Origin of the sequence: Epilithonimonas bovis DSM 19482 (assembly GCF_900108115.1) — a bacterium.
Lineage (GTDB): Bacteria > Bacteroidota > Bacteroidia > Flavobacteriales > Weeksellaceae > Epilithonimonas > Epilithonimonas bovis.
This window is the reverse complement of sequence record NZ_FTPU01000014.1, coordinates 62,165-81,339: the sequence shown is the minus strand read 5'-3', so window position 1 is coordinate 81,339 and position 19,175 is coordinate 62,165. Positions and strand designations below refer to the sequence as shown.

General features: G+C 38.8%; 19 protein-coding genes, 3 tRNA genes and 1 pseudogene. 13 read left to right on the top strand and 10 right to left on the bottom strand.

The features are described 5' to 3' along the window. Nucleotides 1-274, top strand: a pseudogene (locus tag B0B05_RS16810) (hypothetical protein); the annotation flags it as partial. A gap of 65 nt (nt 275-339) precedes the next feature. Here the strand turns inward: B0B05_RS16810 and B0B05_RS07995 are convergent. After that, the gene (locus tag B0B05_RS07995; protein ID WP_076783136.1) at nt 340-612 is read right to left on the bottom strand and encodes a cyclic nucleotide-binding domain-containing protein; all 273 of its coding nucleotides are present in this window, start codon (nt 610-612) and stop codon (nt 340-342) included. Nucleotides 613-668: 56 nt separating this feature from the next. Then, nucleotides 669-1,433, bottom strand: a complete 765-nt coding sequence (gene surE / locus B0B05_RS07990) for a 5'/3'-nucleotidase SurE (RefSeq protein ID WP_076783135.1) — start codon at nt 1,431-1,433, stop codon at nt 669-671. 163 nt (nt 1,434-1,596) lie between these two features. Here surE and B0B05_RS07985 point away from each other — a divergent pair, with 163 nt between their 5' ends. Further along, nucleotides 1,597-3,720 (top strand): carboxy terminal-processing peptidase, encoded by a 2,124-nt coding sequence (locus tag B0B05_RS07985; protein ID WP_076783134.1) that lies wholly within the window; start codon nt 1,597-1,599, stop codon nt 3,718-3,720. 69 nt (nt 3,721-3,789) lie between these two features. On the opposite strand, the gene B0B05_RS07980 is transcribed toward B0B05_RS07985, so the two are convergent. After that, nucleotides 3,790-4,194, bottom strand: coding sequence for an OsmC family protein (locus B0B05_RS07980; protein WP_076783133.1), 405 nt, complete (start codon nt 4,192-4,194; stop codon nt 3,790-3,792). 114 nt (nt 4,195-4,308) lie between these two features. Next, entirely contained in the window at nt 4,309-5,157 is an 849-nt protein-coding gene (locus tag B0B05_RS07975) for a beta/alpha barrel domain-containing protein (protein WP_076783132.1), read from the bottom strand. Between the two features lie 338 nt (nt 5,158-5,495). Between B0B05_RS07975 and pepT the strand changes: the two genes are divergently transcribed. The 3 genes from pepT (at nt 5,496) to B0B05_RS07960 (ending at nt 8,241) form a co-directional block, all read left to right on the top strand. Continuing rightward, a complete protein-coding gene (gene pepT / locus B0B05_RS07970; protein ID WP_076783131.1) occupies nt 5,496-6,746 on the top strand; it encodes a peptidase T in 1,251 nt (416 codons plus the stop codon). 103 nt (nt 6,747-6,849) lie between these two features. Next, the gene (locus B0B05_RS07965; RefSeq protein WP_076783130.1) at nt 6,850-7,269 is read left to right on the top strand and encodes a SufE family protein; all 420 of its coding nucleotides are present in this window, start codon (nt 6,850-6,852) and stop codon (nt 7,267-7,269) included. Continuing rightward, complete coding sequence (locus B0B05_RS07960) at nt 7,270-8,241, top strand: glycosyltransferase family 9 protein (RefSeq protein ID WP_245799254.1); 972 nt, start codon at nt 7,270-7,272, stop codon at nt 8,239-8,241. Here the strand turns inward: B0B05_RS07960 and B0B05_RS07955 are convergent. The 3 genes from B0B05_RS07955 to B0B05_RS07945 form a co-directional block, all read right to left on the bottom strand. Then, the gene (locus tag B0B05_RS07955; protein WP_076783129.1) at nt 8,219-9,349 is read right to left on the bottom strand and encodes a hypothetical protein; all 1,131 of its coding nucleotides are present in this window, start codon (nt 9,347-9,349) and stop codon (nt 8,219-8,221) included. The genes B0B05_RS07960 and B0B05_RS07955 overlap by 23 nt on opposite strands. 118 nt (nt 9,350-9,467) lie before the next feature. After that, nucleotides 9,468-9,929 (bottom strand): VanZ family protein, encoded by a 462-nt coding sequence (locus tag B0B05_RS07950; protein ID WP_084173908.1) that lies wholly within the window; start codon nt 9,927-9,929, stop codon nt 9,468-9,470. 182 nt (nt 9,930-10,111) lie between these two features. Beyond that, nucleotides 10,112-10,186 (bottom strand) — tRNA-Val (locus B0B05_RS07945). A gap of 103 nt (nt 10,187-10,289) precedes the next feature. On the opposite strand from B0B05_RS07945, the gene B0B05_RS07940 reads away from it, so the two are divergent. The 7 genes from B0B05_RS07940 to B0B05_RS07910 all read left to right on the top strand — a co-directional run bounded on the left by B0B05_RS07940 (nt 10,290) and on the right by B0B05_RS07910 (nt 14,801). Then, complete coding sequence (locus B0B05_RS07940) at nt 10,290-11,531, top strand: bifunctional folylpolyglutamate synthase/dihydrofolate synthase (RefSeq protein WP_076783127.1); 1,242 nt, start codon at nt 10,290-10,292, stop codon at nt 11,529-11,531. A gap of 38 nt (nt 11,532-11,569) precedes the next feature. After that, a tRNA-Val gene (locus B0B05_RS07935) sits at nt 11,570-11,644 on the top strand. Between the two features lie 33 nt (nt 11,645-11,677). After that, nucleotides 11,678-11,752: transfer RNA gene (locus B0B05_RS07930), tRNA-Val, on the top strand. 163 nt (nt 11,753-11,915) lie between these two features. Beyond that, nucleotides 11,916-12,626: a hypothetical protein gene (locus tag B0B05_RS07925; protein ID WP_076783126.1), complete on the top strand. Its 711-nt coding sequence runs from the start codon at nt 11,916-11,918 to the stop codon at nt 12,624-12,626. A gap of 70 nt (nt 12,627-12,696) precedes the next feature. Next, nucleotides 12,697-13,434, top strand: coding sequence for a beta-carotene 15,15'-monooxygenase (locus B0B05_RS07920; RefSeq protein WP_076783125.1), 738 nt, complete (start codon nt 12,697-12,699; stop codon nt 13,432-13,434). A 19-nt stretch (nt 13,435-13,453) separates the two neighbouring features. After that, the gene (locus B0B05_RS07915; protein ID WP_076783124.1) at nt 13,454-14,536 is read left to right on the top strand and encodes an AI-2E family transporter; all 1,083 of its coding nucleotides are present in this window, start codon (nt 13,454-13,456) and stop codon (nt 14,534-14,536) included. Nucleotide 14,537: 1 nt separating this feature from the next. Continuing rightward, nucleotides 14,538-14,801, top strand: coding sequence for a DUF3820 family protein (locus tag B0B05_RS07910; RefSeq protein ID WP_076783123.1), 264 nt, complete (start codon nt 14,538-14,540; stop codon nt 14,799-14,801). A gap of 48 nt (nt 14,802-14,849) precedes the next feature. Here the strand turns inward: B0B05_RS07910 and uvrB are convergent, their stop codons facing one another. From uvrB to B0B05_RS07895, 3 genes are all read right to left on the bottom strand, one after another. Then, on the bottom strand, nt 14,850-16,841 hold the full coding sequence (gene uvrB, locus B0B05_RS07905) for an excinuclease ABC subunit UvrB (protein ID WP_076783122.1): 1,992 nt from the start codon (nt 16,839-16,841) through the stop codon (nt 14,850-14,852). A gap of 60 nt (nt 16,842-16,901) precedes the next feature. Continuing rightward, the gene (locus tag B0B05_RS07900) at nt 16,902-18,167 is read right to left on the bottom strand and encodes a M56 family metallopeptidase (RefSeq protein WP_076783121.1); all 1,266 of its coding nucleotides are present in this window, start codon (nt 18,165-18,167) and stop codon (nt 16,902-16,904) included. Between the two features lie 82 nt (nt 18,168-18,249). Further along, nucleotides 18,250-18,621: a BlaI/MecI/CopY family transcriptional regulator gene (locus tag B0B05_RS07895; protein WP_076783120.1), complete on the bottom strand. Its 372-nt coding sequence runs from the start codon at nt 18,619-18,621 to the stop codon at nt 18,250-18,252. 80 nt (nt 18,622-18,701) lie between these two features. Between B0B05_RS07895 and B0B05_RS07890 the strand changes: the two genes are divergently transcribed. Further along, nucleotides 18,702-19,169 (top strand): hypothetical protein, encoded by a 468-nt coding sequence (locus B0B05_RS07890; protein WP_076783119.1) that lies wholly within the window; start codon nt 18,702-18,704, stop codon nt 19,167-19,169. Nucleotides 19,170-19,175 lie beyond the last annotated feature (6 nt).

Genomic DNA, 19,175 nt, shown 5'->3' with positions numbered 1-19,175 from the left:
TTATCAAAAGCAGACAAAGCGCAAAAAATTTAGAACCAGAGCGGCAATAGAACCTATCATCGGACATTTAAAAACCGATTTTAGGCTGGCAAAAAATTACTTCATGGGAGAAACGGGACCACAAATCAATGCATTACTAGCTGCAACCGTTTGGAACATGAAGAAAATGATGGAGCTACTGAAACAGAAAATTATTTTCTTATTTTATAAGATACAAATTATGCTGTTTTCTAATCCTGTTTTTAAAAATAAATTAAATAGTGGGTTTTGTTAAGGAACGACTAAATAGTGGGTTTTGTTAAGGAACGACTAATTAATAATAAAAGAAATGAACCGCGGTTAACAAATTCGTTTCTTGATTCGGCTTAGTGCCTGCGGTGTAATGCCCATGTAAGATGCAATATATTTCAACGGTACGGCCTGGAAAAGTTCCGGCTGCTCTTTCAGAAGTTTGAGATATCTTTCTTCGGCAGTTTCGCTAAGGAAAGAAAACTCCCTTTTCAGTTTTTCTACATAAAGATACTCAATCATCAGGCGCCCAATAAGATTGCCAACACTGGATTTTTTATAAATCTTCTGCAAATCATCGTGATGGATTTGCCAAACCACCATATCCGTCAGCGCTTCTATGTTGCAACGGGACGGTGTCTAATAAACTCCATCTGATACTATTTGTAGATAGAATCCAATTCTGCCATATATTCGTAAGCGGTTAGATCAAATTTGACCGGGACAATACTGATATAGCCATTGGCAAGAGCGGTTTCATCTGCATCTTCGGACTCATCCATGTTGTTAAAGTAGCCTGTGAGCCAGTAATATTTTCGGCCATGAGGGTTAACCCTTTCGTCAAAACTCTCTTCCCATTTGGCATCGGCTTGTTTACAAACCTTAACTCCTTTTATTTCTTCTTTTTTAAGATTCGGGATATTCACATTTAGCACAACACCTTTGGGCATTGGGTTTTCTAATGTTTTGAGAACGATTTCCCGGATGTAATCTTCTGCCTGGTCAAAATCGGCGTCCCATTTCAGGTCAGAAAGAGAAAATCCAATAGATTGCAAGCCTTCTACACCGGCTTCTACAGCGGCACTCATGGTTCCTGAATAGATTACATTAATAGAAGAATTGGCCCCGTGATTGATTCCCGATACCACAAGATCCGGCCTTCTTGGGAGAATTTTGTCCAAGGCCATTTTTACACAATCCACCGGTGTGCCAGAGCAGGCAAAATCTTTTTGAGGCCCATCCAGCGTCAGCTCCTCATAACTCAAGGTAGAATTAATAGTAATAGCATGGCCTTTGCCACTCTGTGGGGAGTTGGGTGCCACTACAATCACATCTCCAATTTCATTCATAATACTGATTAGTTTCCTGATCCCAGGTGCTGTAATGCCGTCATCATTGGTTACCAATATCAATGGTCTGTTCATAGTATGATATTTTAATTCTTTAATTGATTTTTCAAATATCTCTCAAAAATAACCATTTTATAGCAGGTAAAATAAAATAAGGTCTTAAATTTGGTTTCATTTTTGAAGATTTATGTAACTTTCAAAAGAAAATTTTTACTAATAGCAGTACACATTAAAAAATATGTTCAAAAAATTCAAGCTCAAGAAACTACTGATGTTTGCGCCTCTTATGACGCTGATGTTCTGTTTCAACTCTCCACAAAATGATGATGAAAAAATGCAGACCATTATGGTAAGTGTGAGAAACACCTTATCATACCTCCATTATAGTCCCAAACCCATCAATGATGCTTACTCGCAGGATGTTTATGACAAGTATCTGGAAGATGTTGACGCATCCAAGCGTTATTTTCTGCAGTCTGATATAGACGAGTTCAAAAAACATTATACAAAACTGGATGATTACCTTAATCAGGGTAATCTTATTTTTTATAAATTAACAATCGACCGCCTTTACCAGCGTGTAGACGAGATTGATAAAATGACTCAGGATATTTTGGCAAAACCGATTAATCTTGATGAAAATGATGAACTTGTCCTGGAGCCCAAAAAGCGGGTAAACCCGGCCAATGCCAAGGAGCAGTACAACGAATGGAAAAAATACATCAAGTACAATATCCTACAAGAGATAGAAACGCTTAACAGCAAAGAGGAAGCACAGAAAAAGAAAAAAGATTCTGTTGTAGCCAACAAACTGAAAGATACGATTAAGTACGAGCCACTTTCTATAGAAAAGAAACGCGAAAAAGCCACGTCCGAAGTTAAGGACTTGATTACAGATTCTTTCCGACGCTTCAAAAAAAGAAAAAAAATGGACTGGTTTACGGTGTATATGAATGCGTACACCGAAGTTTTTGATCCGCACACCAATTATTTCTCTCCCAAAAACAAAGAGGAATTTGACATGCAGTTCACCGGGAAAGTGATTGGCATAGGCGCTCTTATACAGGAGAAAAGAGGCTACCTTTACCTGGGTGAGCTAACTATTGGTGCACCAGCCTGGAAATCCAAACAGCTTGCGGCAGGAGATAAAATCCTGAAAGTACGATCCAAGCCTAATGAAGAGCCAGTAAATGTTGTTGGTATGCTGTCTGACGAAGCTGTGCGCCTAATCCGAGGAGAGAAAGGAACACCGGTGACATTAACGGTAGAGAAAAAAGATAAGAGTATCAAAGAAGTTACCATGATCCGCGAGGAAGTAACCATAGAAGATACTTACGCCAGAAGTATCGTGGTGAATTCTAAAAACGGTAAAAAATATGGGTTTATTTATCTGCCGGGCTTCAATGTAGAATTTGATAAAGAAAACGGTGGCAGAAATGCCTCTGATGATGTCAAGGCAGAACTCCTCAAGCTTAAAAAAGAAAATGTAGAAGGGATTATCCTAGACCTTAGAAACAATGGTGGCGGTTCTTTGACTGAGGTAGGAGATATCATGGGGCTTTTTATGAATGCCGGCCCTTATGTACAGGTAAAAGACAGCCGTGGCAAAGTTCAGGTTTTGTCCAACAAGACCAATGATCCTATCTGGACCGGGCCGCTTGTCATCATGCAAAACGAACTGTCTGCTTCTGCATCAGAGATTTTGGCAGGCGCCATGCAGGATTACGGCAGAGCAGCGGTTATCGGGTCACCAAGCTCTTTTGGTAAAGGTACCGTGCAGACTTTTGTAGAGCTCAACAGGTTCCTGAATACCAGCGATGATTTTGGTGCGCTTAAACTGACTATTCAAAAATTTTACCGAATCTCTGGCGAGTCCACCCAAAGAAAAGGTGTAGAGTCTGATATCAAAATGAAGGATCTCTTCTCCTACGCAGAAGTGGGTGAGCGGTTTGACCAGTTTGCTTTGCCATGGGATAAAATTGCGGCCACATCTTATAAGAAATTAACGGCCCTTAATATTCCTCAATTGCAGGCAGAGATTGACAAACAGGTTGCTAACAATAATAATTATAAATTGTTGCTGGAATCTGCAGAATGGAAAGAAGCACTTGACAAAGAAGAAACCATTACTTTGAATCAGGCCAAATTCAATGAACTGATGAAAACGCGTAAAGCGCAAATTGAAAAGTTCAAAGCTTTGGACAAATTCAACAACGGGCTCAAGTTTACGCTGCACACAGATGAAGCAGAACGAATCAAAAAAGATGAGGCCTTTGCCAAAAAAACAGAAAACTGGAGAAAAAACCTTGAACGGGATTTCTATCTGGAAGAGACGGTAGATGCGCTCTCAAAAATTAAATAGCAAAAACCCGCTTCAATATTGAAGCGGGTTTTTTATATTCTTTTGGTAACAAGTTTGTAAATAACCGTTTTATTCCTGGTATTTGAAAAGGAAAATCTTCTTGATGTCAGGATGAAGGCTGAGGTACACCGGGCAATTCTTAATGGTGCTTTCTATAAACTCTTTCTCCTCAAGGGCATAATCTTTTGGAAAATGGAAAACGCAAAAGATCTCACCAATTCTTCTTGGGTCAAAATACATCGTTTTTTTCAGTTCACAGGTTGCGCCGGTAATATCGATATTCCTGTCCTGTCCCAAAACTACCAAAGAAGCAAACGCACTTTCTGCCAAGGCCGTTGCAAAAATATCAGTCGGGGAAAAATGCTCACGGACAGAAAAATTGTTGGCTGGCACATAGGTAGAGAATACCTCTCCGGATGCTTCGTGCACAGATTCTATTTTTGAGTCTCCCAAATAAGTCGTTTTTGAAGTCATAGTTTGAATTTTTATATTGTTTTTCAGTAATAAAAGTACAGCTTTTTTTTAAGATTCATAATTCATCATTTCACGAATCCTCAAAATATGATAAAACTTATCTTCTCACCAGCTTTAGAAATGGAAAATATCTTTTGCCATATTATAGGCACTTTCAAAATGCAAAAGGTTCTGATGGATATCCAGTTTTTCTGATGACATAAAAGTGAAAACCTTTTCTGTAGGCATATTTCCCACCAAATCATCCTTGGCCATCGGGCAGCCACCCATGCCTTTTATAGCGCTGTCAAATCTTCTGCAGCCCTGATCATAAGCCGCTTTCAGTTTTTTGTAAGAATCCTCATAGCGGTTATGCAAATGGGCACCAAAGTTGATCTCCGGATATTTTGAAGGGATCTTATTGAACAACAGCGATATTTTTTCAACATCGCCCACGCCGGTAGTGTCCGATAAAAGGATATTCTTAATGCCAATCTCTTCAAAGCGATGAGCCCAAAAATCCACATCTTCCCATTTCCAGCTTTCCCCATAAGGATTTCCAAAAGCCATAGAGAAATAGAGGTTCAGTTGCCGGCTTTCTGAAGTTACAAGGTCCAATATTTTCACCACTTCTGCAAAAGCCTCTTCGCGGCTTTTATTGGTATTGCGGTGTTGGAACGTTTCGGAGATAGAAAAAGGAAAACCAAGGATATCCACCTGCTCATGGCTCAGCGCTTTCTCTGCACCACGCAGATTGGCGACCACCACAGACAGTTTTGTATTAGAAAGGGATTTATCTATCTCGTCCACCACAATCCCGGAATCGGCCATCTGAGGCATCGTTTTAGGATTGACGAAGCTGCCGCAATCCAGCACATCAAAGCCTACTTCCATCAGTCGGTTGATGTAATCAATTTTTGTTGGTGTCGGGATCATCTCTCCCCAGCCTTGCATCGCGTCCCGAGGACATTCGGTTAAGAACATTGGTTTTTATTTTTTAATAATTTTTTAGGCGTGCCCTTTTGTTCCTCTTGCATCGGAACAAGCAGGTCGCGCTTTTCGCTGTATCTATTTCTTGGCAAGCCTTCATTCTTCAGCCATGCAAAGAAAAAGGATGCCGCTGCAATCGCTCACGCATGCTATTCGGCGTTCCAATATTGCGCATTGGCGCTCGCTTCGCTCGCGCTCTTACACTGACAGCAGTGGCCTCCATTGTAATATAATGTGCCAATGCAGCCAATTTCAGCGCAGAGATTAATCATTGTCTATTATTTGCCGTTCACTGCATAAATATATAACTTTGCGCGGATATAGCAATTGATATGGAAAACATTCAGTTAGACAGCATTTGGAGCGAAAAACTCCTCAACAGATTTATCACTTACATCAAGATTTATTCTACCAGCGATCCGGAAAGTGAAACCACGCCGTCCACAGAAAGGCAATGGGATATCGCCAATTATCTGTATAAAGAATTGCAGGATTTGGGGCTGGAAGATGTGAGCATTGATGACAAAGGCTATGTTTTTGGATACATCCCTTCCAACAAAGAAGAAAAAGTGCCTCAGGTTGGGTTTATCGCCCATTATGATTCGTCCCCGGATTTCAGTGGTGAAAATGTCAATCCACAAATTTGGGAAAATTATAACGGCGAAGATCTGTTGCTGAATAAAGAAACAGGATTTACTTTGTCTTCAACCAAATTTGAAGCTTTAAAAAAATATATCGGGCAAACCATCATTACAACCGATGGGACAACATTGCTAAGTGCAGATGACAAAGCGGGTGTGGCTGAGATTGTAACAGCTGCTGAATTTCTTTTGGCCAATCCGCAAATCAAACACGGGAGAATCTCTATCGGGTTCAATCCGGATGAAGAGATTGGACGTGGCGCACATCATTTTGATGTCAAGAAATTTAGTGCAGAATGGGCTTATACCATGGATGGCGGAGAAATTGGCGAGCTGGAATATGAGAACTTCAATGCCGCAGGTGCGGTGATTAAGATCCACGGTTTATCTGTTCACCCGGGTTATGCATTTGGGAAAATGATGAATGCAGGTTTGATAGCATCAGAATTTATCAGTTCGCTTCCGGCTAACGAAACGCCTGCAACGACCAAAGGTTTTGAAGGGTTTTTCCATCTGACAGATTTTGAAGGTGATGTTTCTGAAGCTAAACTCCAATATATTATCCGTGATCACGATGATCAGAAATTTGAAGAGCGAAAAAAGCTGATTGCTGAGAAAGTTGACGAGATCAACAGAAAATATGGCGAAAAAACCGCTGAGATAGAAATCAAACCGCAATATCTGAATATGAAAAAGCAGTTTGAGGGTAAAATGCACATCATTGATTTGGCAGAACAGGCCATGAAAGATTCCGGGATTGAGCCAAAAATCAAGGCTATAAGAGGCGGGACAGACGGTGCACAGTTATCCTATATGGGATTGCCTTGCCCTAATATTTTTGCTGGCGGTCACAACTTTCACGGACCTTACGAATTTGTACCCTTGGAGAGTATGTTGGCAGCGGTAAAAGTGATTGTAAATATTACACAATCAGTAAGATAAACTTAAAAGTAACAAGACTAAGTTTGGTTTATTAGTCAACAAAAACTTTGTGCCTTTTGTGGTGTTTCCAAAATAATTTAATTTTAATTCAAATTAATTCTGAATGACAATCAAAGAAAAACAACAGGAACTGATAGAAGAGTTCGCCTTTCTCGACGATTGGGAACAGAAATATGAATATATCATTGACCTTGGCAAAGAGCTGAAAGGCCTGCCAGACGATAAAAAAACAGATGAAAATCTCATTAGAGGATGCCAGTCCAAAGTTTGGATTGATGCAGATTTCAGAGATGGTAAATTGTTTTTCAATGCAGATTCTGACGGTATTTTGCCTAAAGGCATTGTGTCATTATTGATAAGGATCTACAGCGGCCATACGACCCAGGAAATCCTTGATTCAGATTTTGAGTTTATTTCAAAAATTGGATTACAGGAATTTCTATCACCCTCCAGAGCCAACGGGCTGATGGCGATGACCAAACAGATCAAATTTTACGCAGTTGCATTCCAACTAAAGAAGTAGGTGAAGAGAATTCTGGCATATCGTTTTTCCGCATTTGGAGATGTGGCAATGGCCGTTCCGGTTTGCATAGAGTTACTGGAACAGAATCGTGATGTTGAAATTATTTTTGTAAGCAGAGATAATTTTAGAGATCTTTTTGACCATCACCCGAGGCTGAAATTCCATGGGGTCAGTTTTGATGATTATAAAGGAATTTTCGGGATCAGAAAACTCACAAGGAATCTGATAAAGACCTATAATCCGGATTTTGTAGGTGATCTCCACGAGGTTATCCGTACCAAAATGATCAATTCTATTTTTAAAAGGCATGGTTACAAAGTTTTTCAGATTGATAAAGGGAAAGACGAAAAAGAACGCCTCACCAATGTTTGGAACCTCAATAAATTTCCCCTGAAAAGAACCGTTGAGCGCTATGCTGATGTTTTCCGCAAAATGGGTTTTGGTTTGGAACTTTCTTATAAATTACGCAGCCAGTGCAGCAACAAAAAAGATATTGGCTTTGCACCTTTTGCCCAGCATACTGGGAAAATGATGCCTGTAGAAAAATCTTTTGAACTGGCACGCTTACTGGCGCGGACCAACAAAGTCTATTTTTTTGGCGGAGGAAAGGAGGAAAACGATATTCTTAAAACATGGGAAACCCAAATTCCCAACACACACAGCTTAGCCGGAAAACTCACCCTGAAGGAAGAGCTGCAAAAAATTGCGGAACTAAAAGTGATGATATCCATGGATTCTGCCAATATGCATTTGGCGAGTCTTATGGGCACCAGATGTATTTCTGTTTGGGGTTCTACCCATTATTATGCCGGTTTTTTAGGCTACGGGCAGAACGAAACCGATATCGTTGAGGTCAAGGATCTAACGTGCAGGCCATGTTCTGTATTTGGGGACAAGGAATGTTTCCGTGGCGATTATGCCTGTCTGGAAGAATTGGATATTCAGCAGGTTATTGACCGGCTTGATCTTTGAAAATAATGTCTGCCATTCTTTTTGCCATATTCAGGTCAGAATAGTTGTTTTCAAGCACAATTTGTTTTTGGCTGTACATTTTAAAATCCTGTGTGGCAATTTCAATTATTTTATCTCTTAATTCAGTTTTATCGTTGATCAGTGTACAGAGATTAATTAGCTGCGGGTCATCTGTTATATTGTCATTAATAATGGTGAATCTACTGTTAAACAGCGTGTTAAATAGTTTCACCTTTGTGCCGGATTTTTGGTAAGACAGCAAAATATTTGCCTGTGCATGGCTCAGAAGCAAGTTGAGATTGTCCTGATTTTTAATTGGAACAAGTTTTATGTTCTGATGTTTTGACAGGTTTTGTTTTATTTTGGGAGTGGCTTTATCAGATGCTACGACAAGATTATACTGCGGTAGCTTCTCAAAAACTTCAATTACTGAATAGAGTGCCTTTCGGTTGTCAGATATGCTCAGGTCTCCGTGAAATAAAAAATATTCACCTCTGCCTTCCAGGGTTTTTACATGTGTATTACCATGAAAAATACCAATAAGAGACGCATTCCCTGTATTGGAGTTAACTTCATTATACTCTTTTTGAGAGAGGCAAAAAACGGTTTCAAACAAGGCAAATTTGGATTTTTGATAAAATCGGTACTTATAGCTTTCGAAATAATAGACTATTTTTTTGACAAAATTTTCTTCGGATTGAGAAAGTCCTTTATAGTAAACTTCTTCATTGTTATGAAGCCTTAAAAAGATTGATTTATGCTTGAGGTATTTGGCAATGCCAGTGGTTTGCAATCCTTCAAACAAAACGGGGGCATCGATCTTTTCCACATTCTGCAAAAGTATTTTAGACGTTCTGATTTTGACAGAAAACGGATCTTTAAATAAAAAAAGCAAGGGATTTCTCTTTTTTCTGTAGAAGAAAATATTGTCAACGAGGGACGCGACCTCTTCATCAATAACAGCAGGAATATTTTCTACAAAGCAGTGCAAGTGGATTTTAACCCCGAGCTCTGATAATGCCTTGATTTTATAATAAGCATCAATTAATCCACCATATGACGGTGGATAAGGATAATTAAATGATATGATCTGGAGTTCCTTCTTCAATTGCCCAATATTGATGACAACTATACCACGGACTTTTTGGTCCGGATGTCACAAATATATTGTTTTATTTTAATCCGATGGATAGGAAGAAAGCTTTACTACGAAAAAATTACAGGTATCATGATAATCTGTAAGAACCTACAGGATTTTGTTCCAATTCAATATTAATGTTAGCTACATTAAGCCATTTAACCAATTTTAAAGAAAAATAACCTAGCAGCATCCCAAGAGTATTCAGAAATACATCATCTATATCTGCTGTTCCGCGCGCTGTGTAAAGTTGTGCTAATTCTATCATCGATATCCACGAGATAAACAAAAACAAAAGTAATGGCAGCTTATCAAGTCTTTTATCTAGTATGCCCAACCATCCAAAAGGTGTAAATACCAGGATGTTACCCACAATATTTACCAAAAAGGTCTGGGAGAAAAACTCAGAAGAGTTGAAAAAATGATTGATGCTTTCTAAAGGATGCAGTTTTAGGAAACCGTATTCCGGATGCCTGCCACAACCATAAAACATCATATATAATAGAAAAAATGTGTAGAAAAAAATTAACACTGCATAGTATCTTTTCATAGGTTTCCTTTTTTGGAGGATTAGTAATCAAAAAGAAATTTACTTCATAGAGGGATTATTAATGCATAGTTTTTCTCTGTATCAAAAATCTTTCCCTTTTAGAAATTACTGTGATAAAAAAAGAAAATTTATAAAAAATTAACAGTTTGGCGTTGTGGAAATCGAGAAAGATGAAGAAAAAGTGGGCGATACAGGATTCGAACCAGTGACCTCTGCGATGTCAACGCAACGCTCTAAACCAACTGAGCTAATCGCCCTTTATGAGGCTGCAATTTAGAAAAAATTTCTTAATCAAATTTCAACAATATCAATATTTGTCTTCAATTTCTTATTTCTAAATTTGTATTTTCATTATAAACTATGACTTTGCAAGATTATCAGCAGGCTGTAGAGTGGCTGTTTGTTCAGATGCCCAATTATCAGACCGACGGAGAAAAGGCTTACAAACCCGGCCTCGACAATATCAGGAGGCTGTGTGCATTTTTTGGAAATCCACAGGATAAGATTAAAACGATACACATTGGTGGGACCAACGGAAAAGGTTCCACCAGCAATATGCTGGCCTCTGTCCTGCAGGAGTCCGGGTACAAAACAGGCCTTTATAACTCACCACATCTTATAGATTTTACAGAAAGAATCAAGGTCAACGGGCAAAACTGTGACAAAGAATTTGTATATCAATTTATACAGAAGCTCAGGCATTTGCCTCAGGATATCCATCCCTCTTTTTTTGAATTTACAACCGTGATGGCCTTTGAATATTTTTATCAGCAAAAAGTCGATTTTGCTATTATAGAAGTAGGTTTAGGCGGCCGGCTGGATTCTACCAATATTATAAAGCCTTTGGTTGCAGCTATTACCAATGTCCAGCTGGATCATCAGAATATCCTCGGGAATACCATAGAAGAAATTGCTTACGAAAAGGCTGGCATTATTAAAGAGAATGTCCCTGTTATTTCCGGTGATGACAATACAATCGTCAAAGAAATCATCAGATCAACAGCTGCAAAAGTTAATACAAAATTTGTAGATGCCAGCGAGGTTAAAACGTCTCTTGTCTCTGATTTGAAAGGTAATTATCAACGGAAAAATATCCGTGTGGTTATTGCATTGGTTGATGAATTAAGAAAAAAAGGCCTTCAGATTTCTGACGAAGATCTACAGACAGGACTTCTGAATGTCTGTAAAAACACCAATTTTATTGGAAGATGGTACGAGTTTTCAAAAGAACCATTAACAATCTGCGATACAGGCCATAACCAGGCCGGGCTGCGGGAAGTTTTTATACAGCTTAAAAGTTATCCTCAGCATAAGCATGTTATTTTGGGATTTGTGAATGATAAAAAGATTGATGAGGTTATCCCGATGTTGCCGAAAGATGCTGATTATTATTTCGTAAAACCAGCGGTTAACCGAGGCAGGCACCCCATTGATTATGAAGAATTACTTCAAATATCAGGATTACACTACCATATTTTTGATACAGTGCAGGATGGCTATGTTGCTGCAAAACAGCATGCTGGGGCGGAAGAAATGATTTTTATCGGAGGCAGTAACTTTGTTGTGGGTGAATTTTTAGAAAAAAATTTGCTGATTTCGTAATAAGTTGTATATTTGCACCACTCTAAACGAGAATTAGAGGGTTCTTAGCTCAGTTGGTTCAGAGCATCTGGTTTACACCCAGAGGGTCGGGGGTTCGAATCCCTCAGGACCCACACAAAAGGAAACGAAACCTTTTCAAAAAATTCGGGTTCTTAGCTCAGTTGGTTCAGAGCATCTGGTTTACACCCAGAGGGTCGGGGGTTCGAATCCCTCAGGACCCACAGTCAAAAATCTCAGAATTTTCTGAGATTTTTTTGTTTTTCGCCTTTTCAGTTTTCTGGTGTTGATCGTTACCAATGGCAGTGTAACGGTAGAATATTTTATTTTAACAGCCTTTTCTCGCGACAATCTTTTACTTTTGCAAAAAGTTTTAGAACAATGACGATGCAAAAACCCGAAGTCGGGAAAATTCTTACAGAAGCTTATCAGTATTGGATGAAAACATTACCTTATCAGTTGCTGTTTTCTGTGATCTATTTTTCTGTAATTATGTTTGCCGGGGCTTATGCCTTTCGGTATTATGGTTTGTTTGAAGAGGTTAATCGCTTCTCACAACTCATGTACTCTGATTTTCCGGCATTCTTAAAAAAATATGAGGCGCTTATGCAGACCGATAATGCCGTCGCTTTTACCATGGCTGTACTGGTAATAAAAGCAGTCATATTCCCTCTAAATATTGGATTTCTGAAGATTTACAGAAAATTGGATCTCGGGGAGCCGGTTGTTGTGTCAGACCTTTTTGCAGGTTTCAGAGGTTATCACTTCTTTTTATTTGGCATCTATGCGGTTTTCTGGAATGTCATCAACAGCTATCTTCTTCTCTTTCCGCCATTATGCCTGTTGTGGATTGGTCTGGCGCTTTTTGTGCCTGCCCTTGTTTTTTATAAAAATATTAATTTTTTTCAGGCTTTTAGAATTAGTGCGCAGGTTTTCCGGAAGAATGTTTTTCTAATTTTGCTTGTCAGCCTTGCATCTGTGCTGATATCATATTGTGGTATATTGGTTTTCTTTTTCGGGATTTTTGTAAGCTTCCCTTTTTGGAATGCTGCAATATATGTTCTTTACAAGCATCTTATTGCGGATTTTGGCGAATAATTTTTTCTAACTTTATCCATTTCATTATTTTTTTTTGTAGATTTGATTATCAACTACAAAAATAAACTCAATGGAAAATTTTAACGAATTTGATTCACCTGCTAAATCGCCGGACAGAGAAGCCGGAAGTATAATTTCTCACGCACTGGAGATTTTTAAAAACACATTTCTTTACTGCTTTTTAGCGGTAGTGATCTATTTTTTACTCAGCTTTTTAATCCAGTTGCTAACGGGTTTTGATTCTCAGGTCTTTGTGGAAGAAATCAGAGATAAAACAGAGGCAGGGCAAAGTTTTGGTTATAGTGATATTATTGCTGCGCCTGGTTTTATAACCTATAGTGGTGCCAGTTTTCTGGTGACATTGTTGCTTACGCCTATTTTTGTGAGTCTCATCTACGTTGCTAATAAGTCAAATTTCAAACAGCGAATTACGGTTTCTGATATCTTTTTCGCCTACAGGCAAAATTTCATCAACATTTTTATTTATGCATTAATCACACAGGTAGCCGCGTCAATTTTACTTCTCATGTGTGTATTGCCAGCCATTTTTGTGATGCCATTCTTCTTTTTGGGTTACCCTATTTTGATTTTTGAAAAGGCAAGTGCTTTTGATGCAATCAAAAAATCTTTCAATATTGTGCAGAATAATTATGGCACGATTTTACTTACAGGAGTTTTAACTTTTCTAATTAGTATCGCAGGCCTTGTCTTATGTTGCGTTGGGGTTTATCTTACATTTCCTTTCGCTTATATTGCGGCATATTCTGCGTATTGCGCCTATTGTGGTGCGCCAAGACAGTTGGGTTAATAATCTTTAAAAATAAATTATGTCAGATTCCGGTAAGCCAATAGATTCTGTAGTTATCAAACAGGTCGCTCTAATTCTTGTAATATGTGTATTAGCTGGGCTTATTTGCTGGAATCTGGCATTATTCATCCCTTCAGTTTTAGGTGCTGTTACGCTGTACATCATTTGCAGAAAGTACAATTTTTACCTGACAGAAGAAAAAAACTGGAAACCTTGGCTGTCCGCCACCGTTCTTATGCTGGCTTCTTTGATCATGTTGATTCTTCCTATCTATTTTACTATAGACCAGATGGTTTCCAAATTAGGAAATGCTCAGTTGTACATGCAGAAATTCAATGTTTTCCTGGAGAAAATTCATCAGTTTATTTACCAGAAAGTCGGGTTTGATATCCTCAGCAAAGAGAATATTACCAAGGTTACAAATTTTGCAGGAACCTTTTCTACTAAGGCGCTCAGTACAACGGTCAATACCTTTACGGTTATTGTTTCTATGTACTTTATTCTTTATTTTATGTTTGTCAAGCCCCGTTTTTTTGAACGATCGGTTGCCAGAGCAATGCCTTTTAAAAGAACCAATACCCAAATGTTGGGAGACAAATTTGTAAAACTTGTCATGGCTAATGCTATTGGTATTCCGGTTGTAGCTTTGGGGCAGGGCTTTGTGGCGCTGATTGGCTACTGGATTTTTGGCGCGCCCAGTCCTTTGTTGCTTTTTGCGTTAACGGCGCTGGCCTCTATGTTGCCGGTAGTAGGTGCGGCAATCGTGTATGTGCCGATTGGTATTTTTATGATTGCAGAAGGGCAGACTGGCTCAGGCATCGGGATACTGATTTATGGGCTGGTACTCGTTGGCCTTACAGATAATCTGCTCCGCTTTACATTGCTGAAAAGGCTGGAGGATATTCACCCATTGATTACGGTCTTCGGGATTATTATGGGTCTCAACATTTTTGGATTCATGGGATTGATATTCGGCCCTATTTTAATGTCCATTACAGTCTTGCTGGTTCAGGTATATCAGGATGAGTTTTCTGATGATGATGCAACACCAACCTTAGAAATTCCTGAACAAAATAATAAACCATCCGATCTTATCCTGTAAAATGGAAGAATTAAACACCCAGATCCTTGAAGAAATATGCATTGTAAAAATGCCTTTCGGGAAATATAAAGATACTGTGCTGGCCGATTTACCCATATCATATCTTGAATGGTTTATGAGGAATGGTGGCTTCCCAAAAGGAAAACTTGGGATGCAGCTTTCTACCATCTATGAAATTAAGCTAAATGGACTGATGGATCTTCTGACACCCATCCGCGGGAAAGTTGATTATCAAAAACCAAAAAATAAAACCTACAGATTCTAAAAAAAGAGAGCAGACGTTAATCTGCTCTCTTCTGTTTTGTAAAAATTATTAAGCTTTGAGAGCTTCGATCTCATCCCTTAATTTAGCCGCTTTTATAAAATCGAGGTTTTTGGCTGCGGCTTCCATCTCTTTTTGTTTCTGAATAATTATTTTTTGGATGTCTTCATTGCCATAATTGGCTTTGGTCTCAGCCACTTCCTGCATGATTTCTTTGTGGGTATACTTCTCATCAGGGAAATCCTTGCTTCTGCCGACCAGATTTTCACTGATTTTTTTATTAAGTGCCTGAGGGACTTTACCGTGTTCCTCGTTGTATTTCATTTGTTTTTCCCGGCGATAGTTAGTCTCATCTATGGTATTCTGCATAGATTTTGTCATTTTATCCGCATACATGATGGCGCGGCCGTTCAGGTTCCTGGCAGCTCTACCAACAGTCTGAATCATCGATCTTCGGGAACGCAACATCCCTTCTTTATCCGCGTCCAAAATGGCTACCAGAGAGACCTCAGGCAAATCCAGGCCTTCTCTCAAAAGATTGACACCTACCAAAACATCAAACAATCCCAAACGCAAATCCTGCATAATCTGAATCCGTTCCAGTGTCTCGACATCTGAGTGGATGTATCTGGTGCGGATCCCGACTTTGGTAAAATATTTAGTTAGTTCTTCAGCCATTTTTTTGGTTAGGGTGGTGACCAGAACACGCTCATCCAACTCAACTCTTTTATGGATCTCTTCAATAAGATCATCAATCTGATTCATGGTTGGGCGCACTTCGATTATTGGGTCCAAAAGGCCTGTCGGGCGGATAATCTGCTCTATATAAGTACCTCCGGATTTTTCCAATTCATAATCTGCGGGTGTTGCAGAGACATAGATAACCTGGTTTTGCATGGTTTCAAACTCTTCAAATTTGAGTGGGCGGTTGTCCATCGCCGCAGGTAAACGGAAGCCGTGCTCTACCAAAACTTCTTTACGGCTTCGGTCACCACCGTACATCGCATGTACCTGCGGGATGGTGACGTGGCTTTCATCAATTACCATTAGGAAATCTTTTGGGAAATAGTCCAGAAGGCAAAATGGCCTTGATCCCGGCAAACGGCCATCCATATAGCGGGAATAATTCTCAATCCCGGAACAATATCCCAGTTCTTTTATCATCTCCAGGTCTAGTTCTGTTCGTTCTTCTAACCGTTTGGCTTCCAGTGGTTTTTCGATTTCTCGGAAAAAATCCACCTGCTTTACCATATCATCCTGAATCTGACGGATGGCACTTTGCATGGTTTCCGGAGTGGTTACAAACAAATTGGCCGGGTAGATATTAATACTGTCAAAATTAGAAGTGACATTCCCGGAAACAGGGTCAAAACTTTGTATTTTGTCGATCTCATCACCAAAAAACTGTACTCGGATTGCCGTATCAGCATAGGCAGGATAAATATCAATCACATCGCCTTTGACACGGAATGTCCCTCTCTGAAACTCGTTCAATGCTCTGGAATATAAAGAACTAACGAGCGAATGAAGCAGTTTTGTGCGGGACAGTTTCTCGTTTTTCTCTATGGAAATAACCGATTTATGAAATTCGGTCGGGTTTCCGATACCATAAATACATGAAACTGAAGAAACAATCAGGACATCACGTCTACCAGACAGCAAACTGGCTGATGCGGACAGTCTCAGTTTTTCCACTTCTTCATTGATACTGAGGTCTTTTTCGATATAAGTATTGGTAGATGCAATAAATGCTTCCGGCTGATAATAGTCGTAATAACTTACAAAATACTCCACGGCATTATCAGGAAAAAACTCTTTGAACTCCATAAAAAGCTGCGCTGCCAAAGTCTTGTTATGCGCCAGGACCAATGTTGGTTTCTGAACCTGCTGCACGACATTGGCTACTGTAAAAGTTTTCCCCGAACCGGTAACGCCCAACAGCGTCTGGTATTTTTCCCCAATGTTAATGCCTTCTACCAATTTCTCAATGGCTTTGGGCTGATCTCCAGTGGGTTGATATTCTGAATGAAGTTTAAAATCCATCTAACAAAAATACGAAATAAAAAACGTTCCCATATCGGAACGTTTTTTTAGGCGGTTAAATTATTGGGCAAAATTCATTGTAAGAGGGAATTTAAAAACGGTTGCTGCATCTTTTCCATTTTCTGTTGCGGGTTTCCAGGTTACATTGTCTGTTGATGTTTTCATGGCCTTGACCGCTTCGTTATTGAAAGCTGTGTTGGGTCCGTCAGCTCTTACGTTAGATGTTTTTCCATTTTCGTCAACCGAGATGTATAACATGGTTTTTATAGTTCCCTGCCCGGTCAAAGTAGTTGCATCAAAATTATTTTGAAACTTTAGTCGTAATGCATTCATACCTTCAGGAAACTCAGCGTTCGTCAAATCTCTTGCAGGCGGAGGTGACGATGGAATTGGAGATTCGTTTTCCTTAAATTCCTTTGGTATCGGTGGGGTTTTTACTTTTTTGGAATTTTTAAATTTTACATTATTTTTTACTTCGGCTCTTTGTGGAATGGTATCCATCTTCAATGAGTTGCTTGTCATGATTATTGGAGCGTTATGCTGTTCCAGCTTGCTTTCCGATGCATAAACTTTCTGTACAAATAAAGTGCTCAATCCTGCAAAAGCGGAAGCCGCCAATATTTTTTTTGCTTTTTCAAATTTTGATTTTTTGGTGGTCATCATAATAAATCGTTTTTTGGTGTTGTTATAATTGAATTGATGTGTGAGGCTAATATTTTGAGTCTGCAGCATCTCCGAGAGAATCAGTCTTTGATAATCTTTTACATCGGTATTTTGTAGAATGATGCTATCGTCTGCCAAAAACTCGTGGTTATCGCTCATTGCTTTTTTATAAACATACAGAGCGGGATTAAACCAAGATATAACCTTCAAAATCTCAAGGAACAGGATATCCAAAGAATGTTTCTGAGCGATATGTGTTTTCTCATGTTGGAAAATCCTCTCGTCAATTTTCCCATTTTCAAAGTATTTTTTGTTCAGGTAGATGGTTTTCAAAAAACTGAATGGCGGAAGATTTTTCTCAATAATCTTCATTTTTTGGTTCTGATAAATAATCTCGATTCCTCTCAGACTAATAATTTTTTTGAAGGCAATCACTAATTTGATCATCAGAATAAGCGAAACCAATACGTAATCTATTACAAGCAAGCTAGACCAGTCGAATTGGGAAGTGTTATTGCTGCTCCTGAGCAATTGTTGTGCTGGGATTTGATCAATCAATAGTACTTTTTGGGACGATGTTTCTGGCAGCGTGATTTTAATAAACGGAATCGCATAAGAGAAAATCAAGGCTGTCAAAAGATAAAAACGGTTGAACCAGAACATCTTTTCCTTTTGCAAAAACATGTAATAAATGCCAATTAATAAAGATGAACACAGGATTATTTTAAAAATCGGTATGAGCATTTTATTCGTTGATTTCTTTGTCTATAATGTCTCTAAGTTCTTTTAACTGCTTCTGAGAGAGCTTTGCATTCGAAGTGAAAAACGAAGCAAACTGGCTCACAGAATTGTTAAAAAAACGGTCAATCATAGAAGTCATTTCCACCTGGAAATAATCTTCTTTCCTCACTTTTGGGAAATATTCTCTTGAGTTACCAAAAGTTTTGTAGCCTATCAGATCTTTGGTCTGCATTCTTTTCAGCAATGTCGCGATGGTGGTTGCCGCAGGTTTTGGTTCGGTATATTCGTCCAGGATGTCTTTCATAAAAGCTTTTTCCTTTTGCCAAAGAATCTCCATCAGAATAATTTCGGTATCGGTTAATTTGTGTTCTTTCATAATTTTATTCTACAAAGCTGCAATTGTTTCTACAAATGTAGAATAAATATTTGAAATTGATTATATTTGATAAAAAAAATATGATGAAGTATTATATTCTTTGTTTTCTGATGGTTTTAATATCTTGTAAAATAAACCGTTACGAGCAATTGCCAAATCATCAGAAGAAAAAAACCGGAAGATGGATAGAAAAGGATGATTACCCACAGCAGACGTTCCTGAGTATTGGTCGCTATAAAAAAGGTGAAAAGAAAGGCGTTTGGAAAACCTATCGCAATGGGAAGTTATACCAAAAAGATGTGATCAAAGATTCTGTTACCACCACGACCCTTTATCAGGAAAATGGGAAGAGGCAGGAAAAAGGACAAACGAAACGTATCAGTAAGCCAGGATCTGTGCATTGGTTTTACTTTGGGGATTGGATTTATTATGACGAAAAAGGTAATCCTTCTTATATCAAAACATACGATAAAGATAAAAGTACAGACAGTGTTGGATACAAAAAAAGGATTCAAAAAAGCTTGAATCCTTTCAAAAAAAGTAGTTAGTATAGA

Coding starts and splice junctions, on each gene's coding strand:
- B0B05_RS07950 (WP_084173908.1), bottom strand. CDS start 9,929: ATGAAAAGATACTATGCAGTGTTAATTTTTTTCTACACATTTTTTCTA.
- B0B05_RS07980 (WP_076783133.1), bottom strand. CDS start 4,194: ATGACTTCAAAAACGACTTATTTGGGAGACTCAAAAATAGAATCTGTG.
- B0B05_RS07895 (WP_076783120.1), bottom strand. CDS start 18,621: ATGAAAGAACACAAATTAACCGATACCGAAATTATTCTGATGGAGATT.
- B0B05_RS07985 (WP_076783134.1), top strand. CDS start 1,597: ATGTTCAAAAAATTCAAGCTCAAGAAACTACTGATGTTTGCGCCTCTT.
- B0B05_RS07920 (WP_076783125.1), top strand. CDS start 12,697: ATGGAAAATTTTAACGAATTTGATTCACCTGCTAAATCGCCGGACAGA.
- B0B05_RS07925 (WP_076783126.1), top strand. CDS start 11,916: ATGCAAAAACCCGAAGTCGGGAAAATTCTTACAGAAGCTTATCAGTAT.
- B0B05_RS07910 (WP_076783123.1), top strand. CDS start 14,538: ATGGAAGAATTAAACACCCAGATCCTTGAAGAAATATGCATTGTAAAA.
- B0B05_RS07915 (WP_076783124.1), top strand. CDS start 13,454: ATGTCAGATTCCGGTAAGCCAATAGATTCTGTAGTTATCAAACAGGTC.
- uvrB (WP_076783122.1), bottom strand. CDS start 16,841: ATGGATTTTAAACTTCATTCAGAATATCAACCCACTGGAGATCAGCCC.
- B0B05_RS07995 (WP_076783136.1), bottom strand. CDS start 612: ATGGTGGTTTGGCAAATCCATCACGATGATTTGCAGAAGATTTATAAA.
- B0B05_RS07900 (WP_076783121.1), bottom strand. CDS start 18,167: ATGTTCTGGTTCAACCGTTTTTATCTTTTGACAGCCTTGATTTTCTCT.
- surE (WP_076783135.1), bottom strand. CDS start 1,433: ATGAACAGACCATTGATATTGGTAACCAATGATGACGGCATTACAGCA.
- B0B05_RS07890 (WP_076783119.1), top strand. CDS start 18,702: ATGATGAAGTATTATATTCTTTGTTTTCTGATGGTTTTAATATCTTGT.
- B0B05_RS07965 (WP_076783130.1), top strand. CDS start 6,850: ATGACAATCAAAGAAAAACAACAGGAACTGATAGAAGAGTTCGCCTTT.
- B0B05_RS07975 (WP_076783132.1), bottom strand. CDS start 5,157: ATGTTCTTAACCGAATGTCCTCGGGACGCGATGCAAGGCTGGGGAGAG.
- B0B05_RS07940 (WP_076783127.1), top strand. CDS start 10,290: ATGACTTTGCAAGATTATCAGCAGGCTGTAGAGTGGCTGTTTGTTCAG.
- pepT (WP_076783131.1), top strand. CDS start 5,496: ATGGAAAACATTCAGTTAGACAGCATTTGGAGCGAAAAACTCCTCAAC.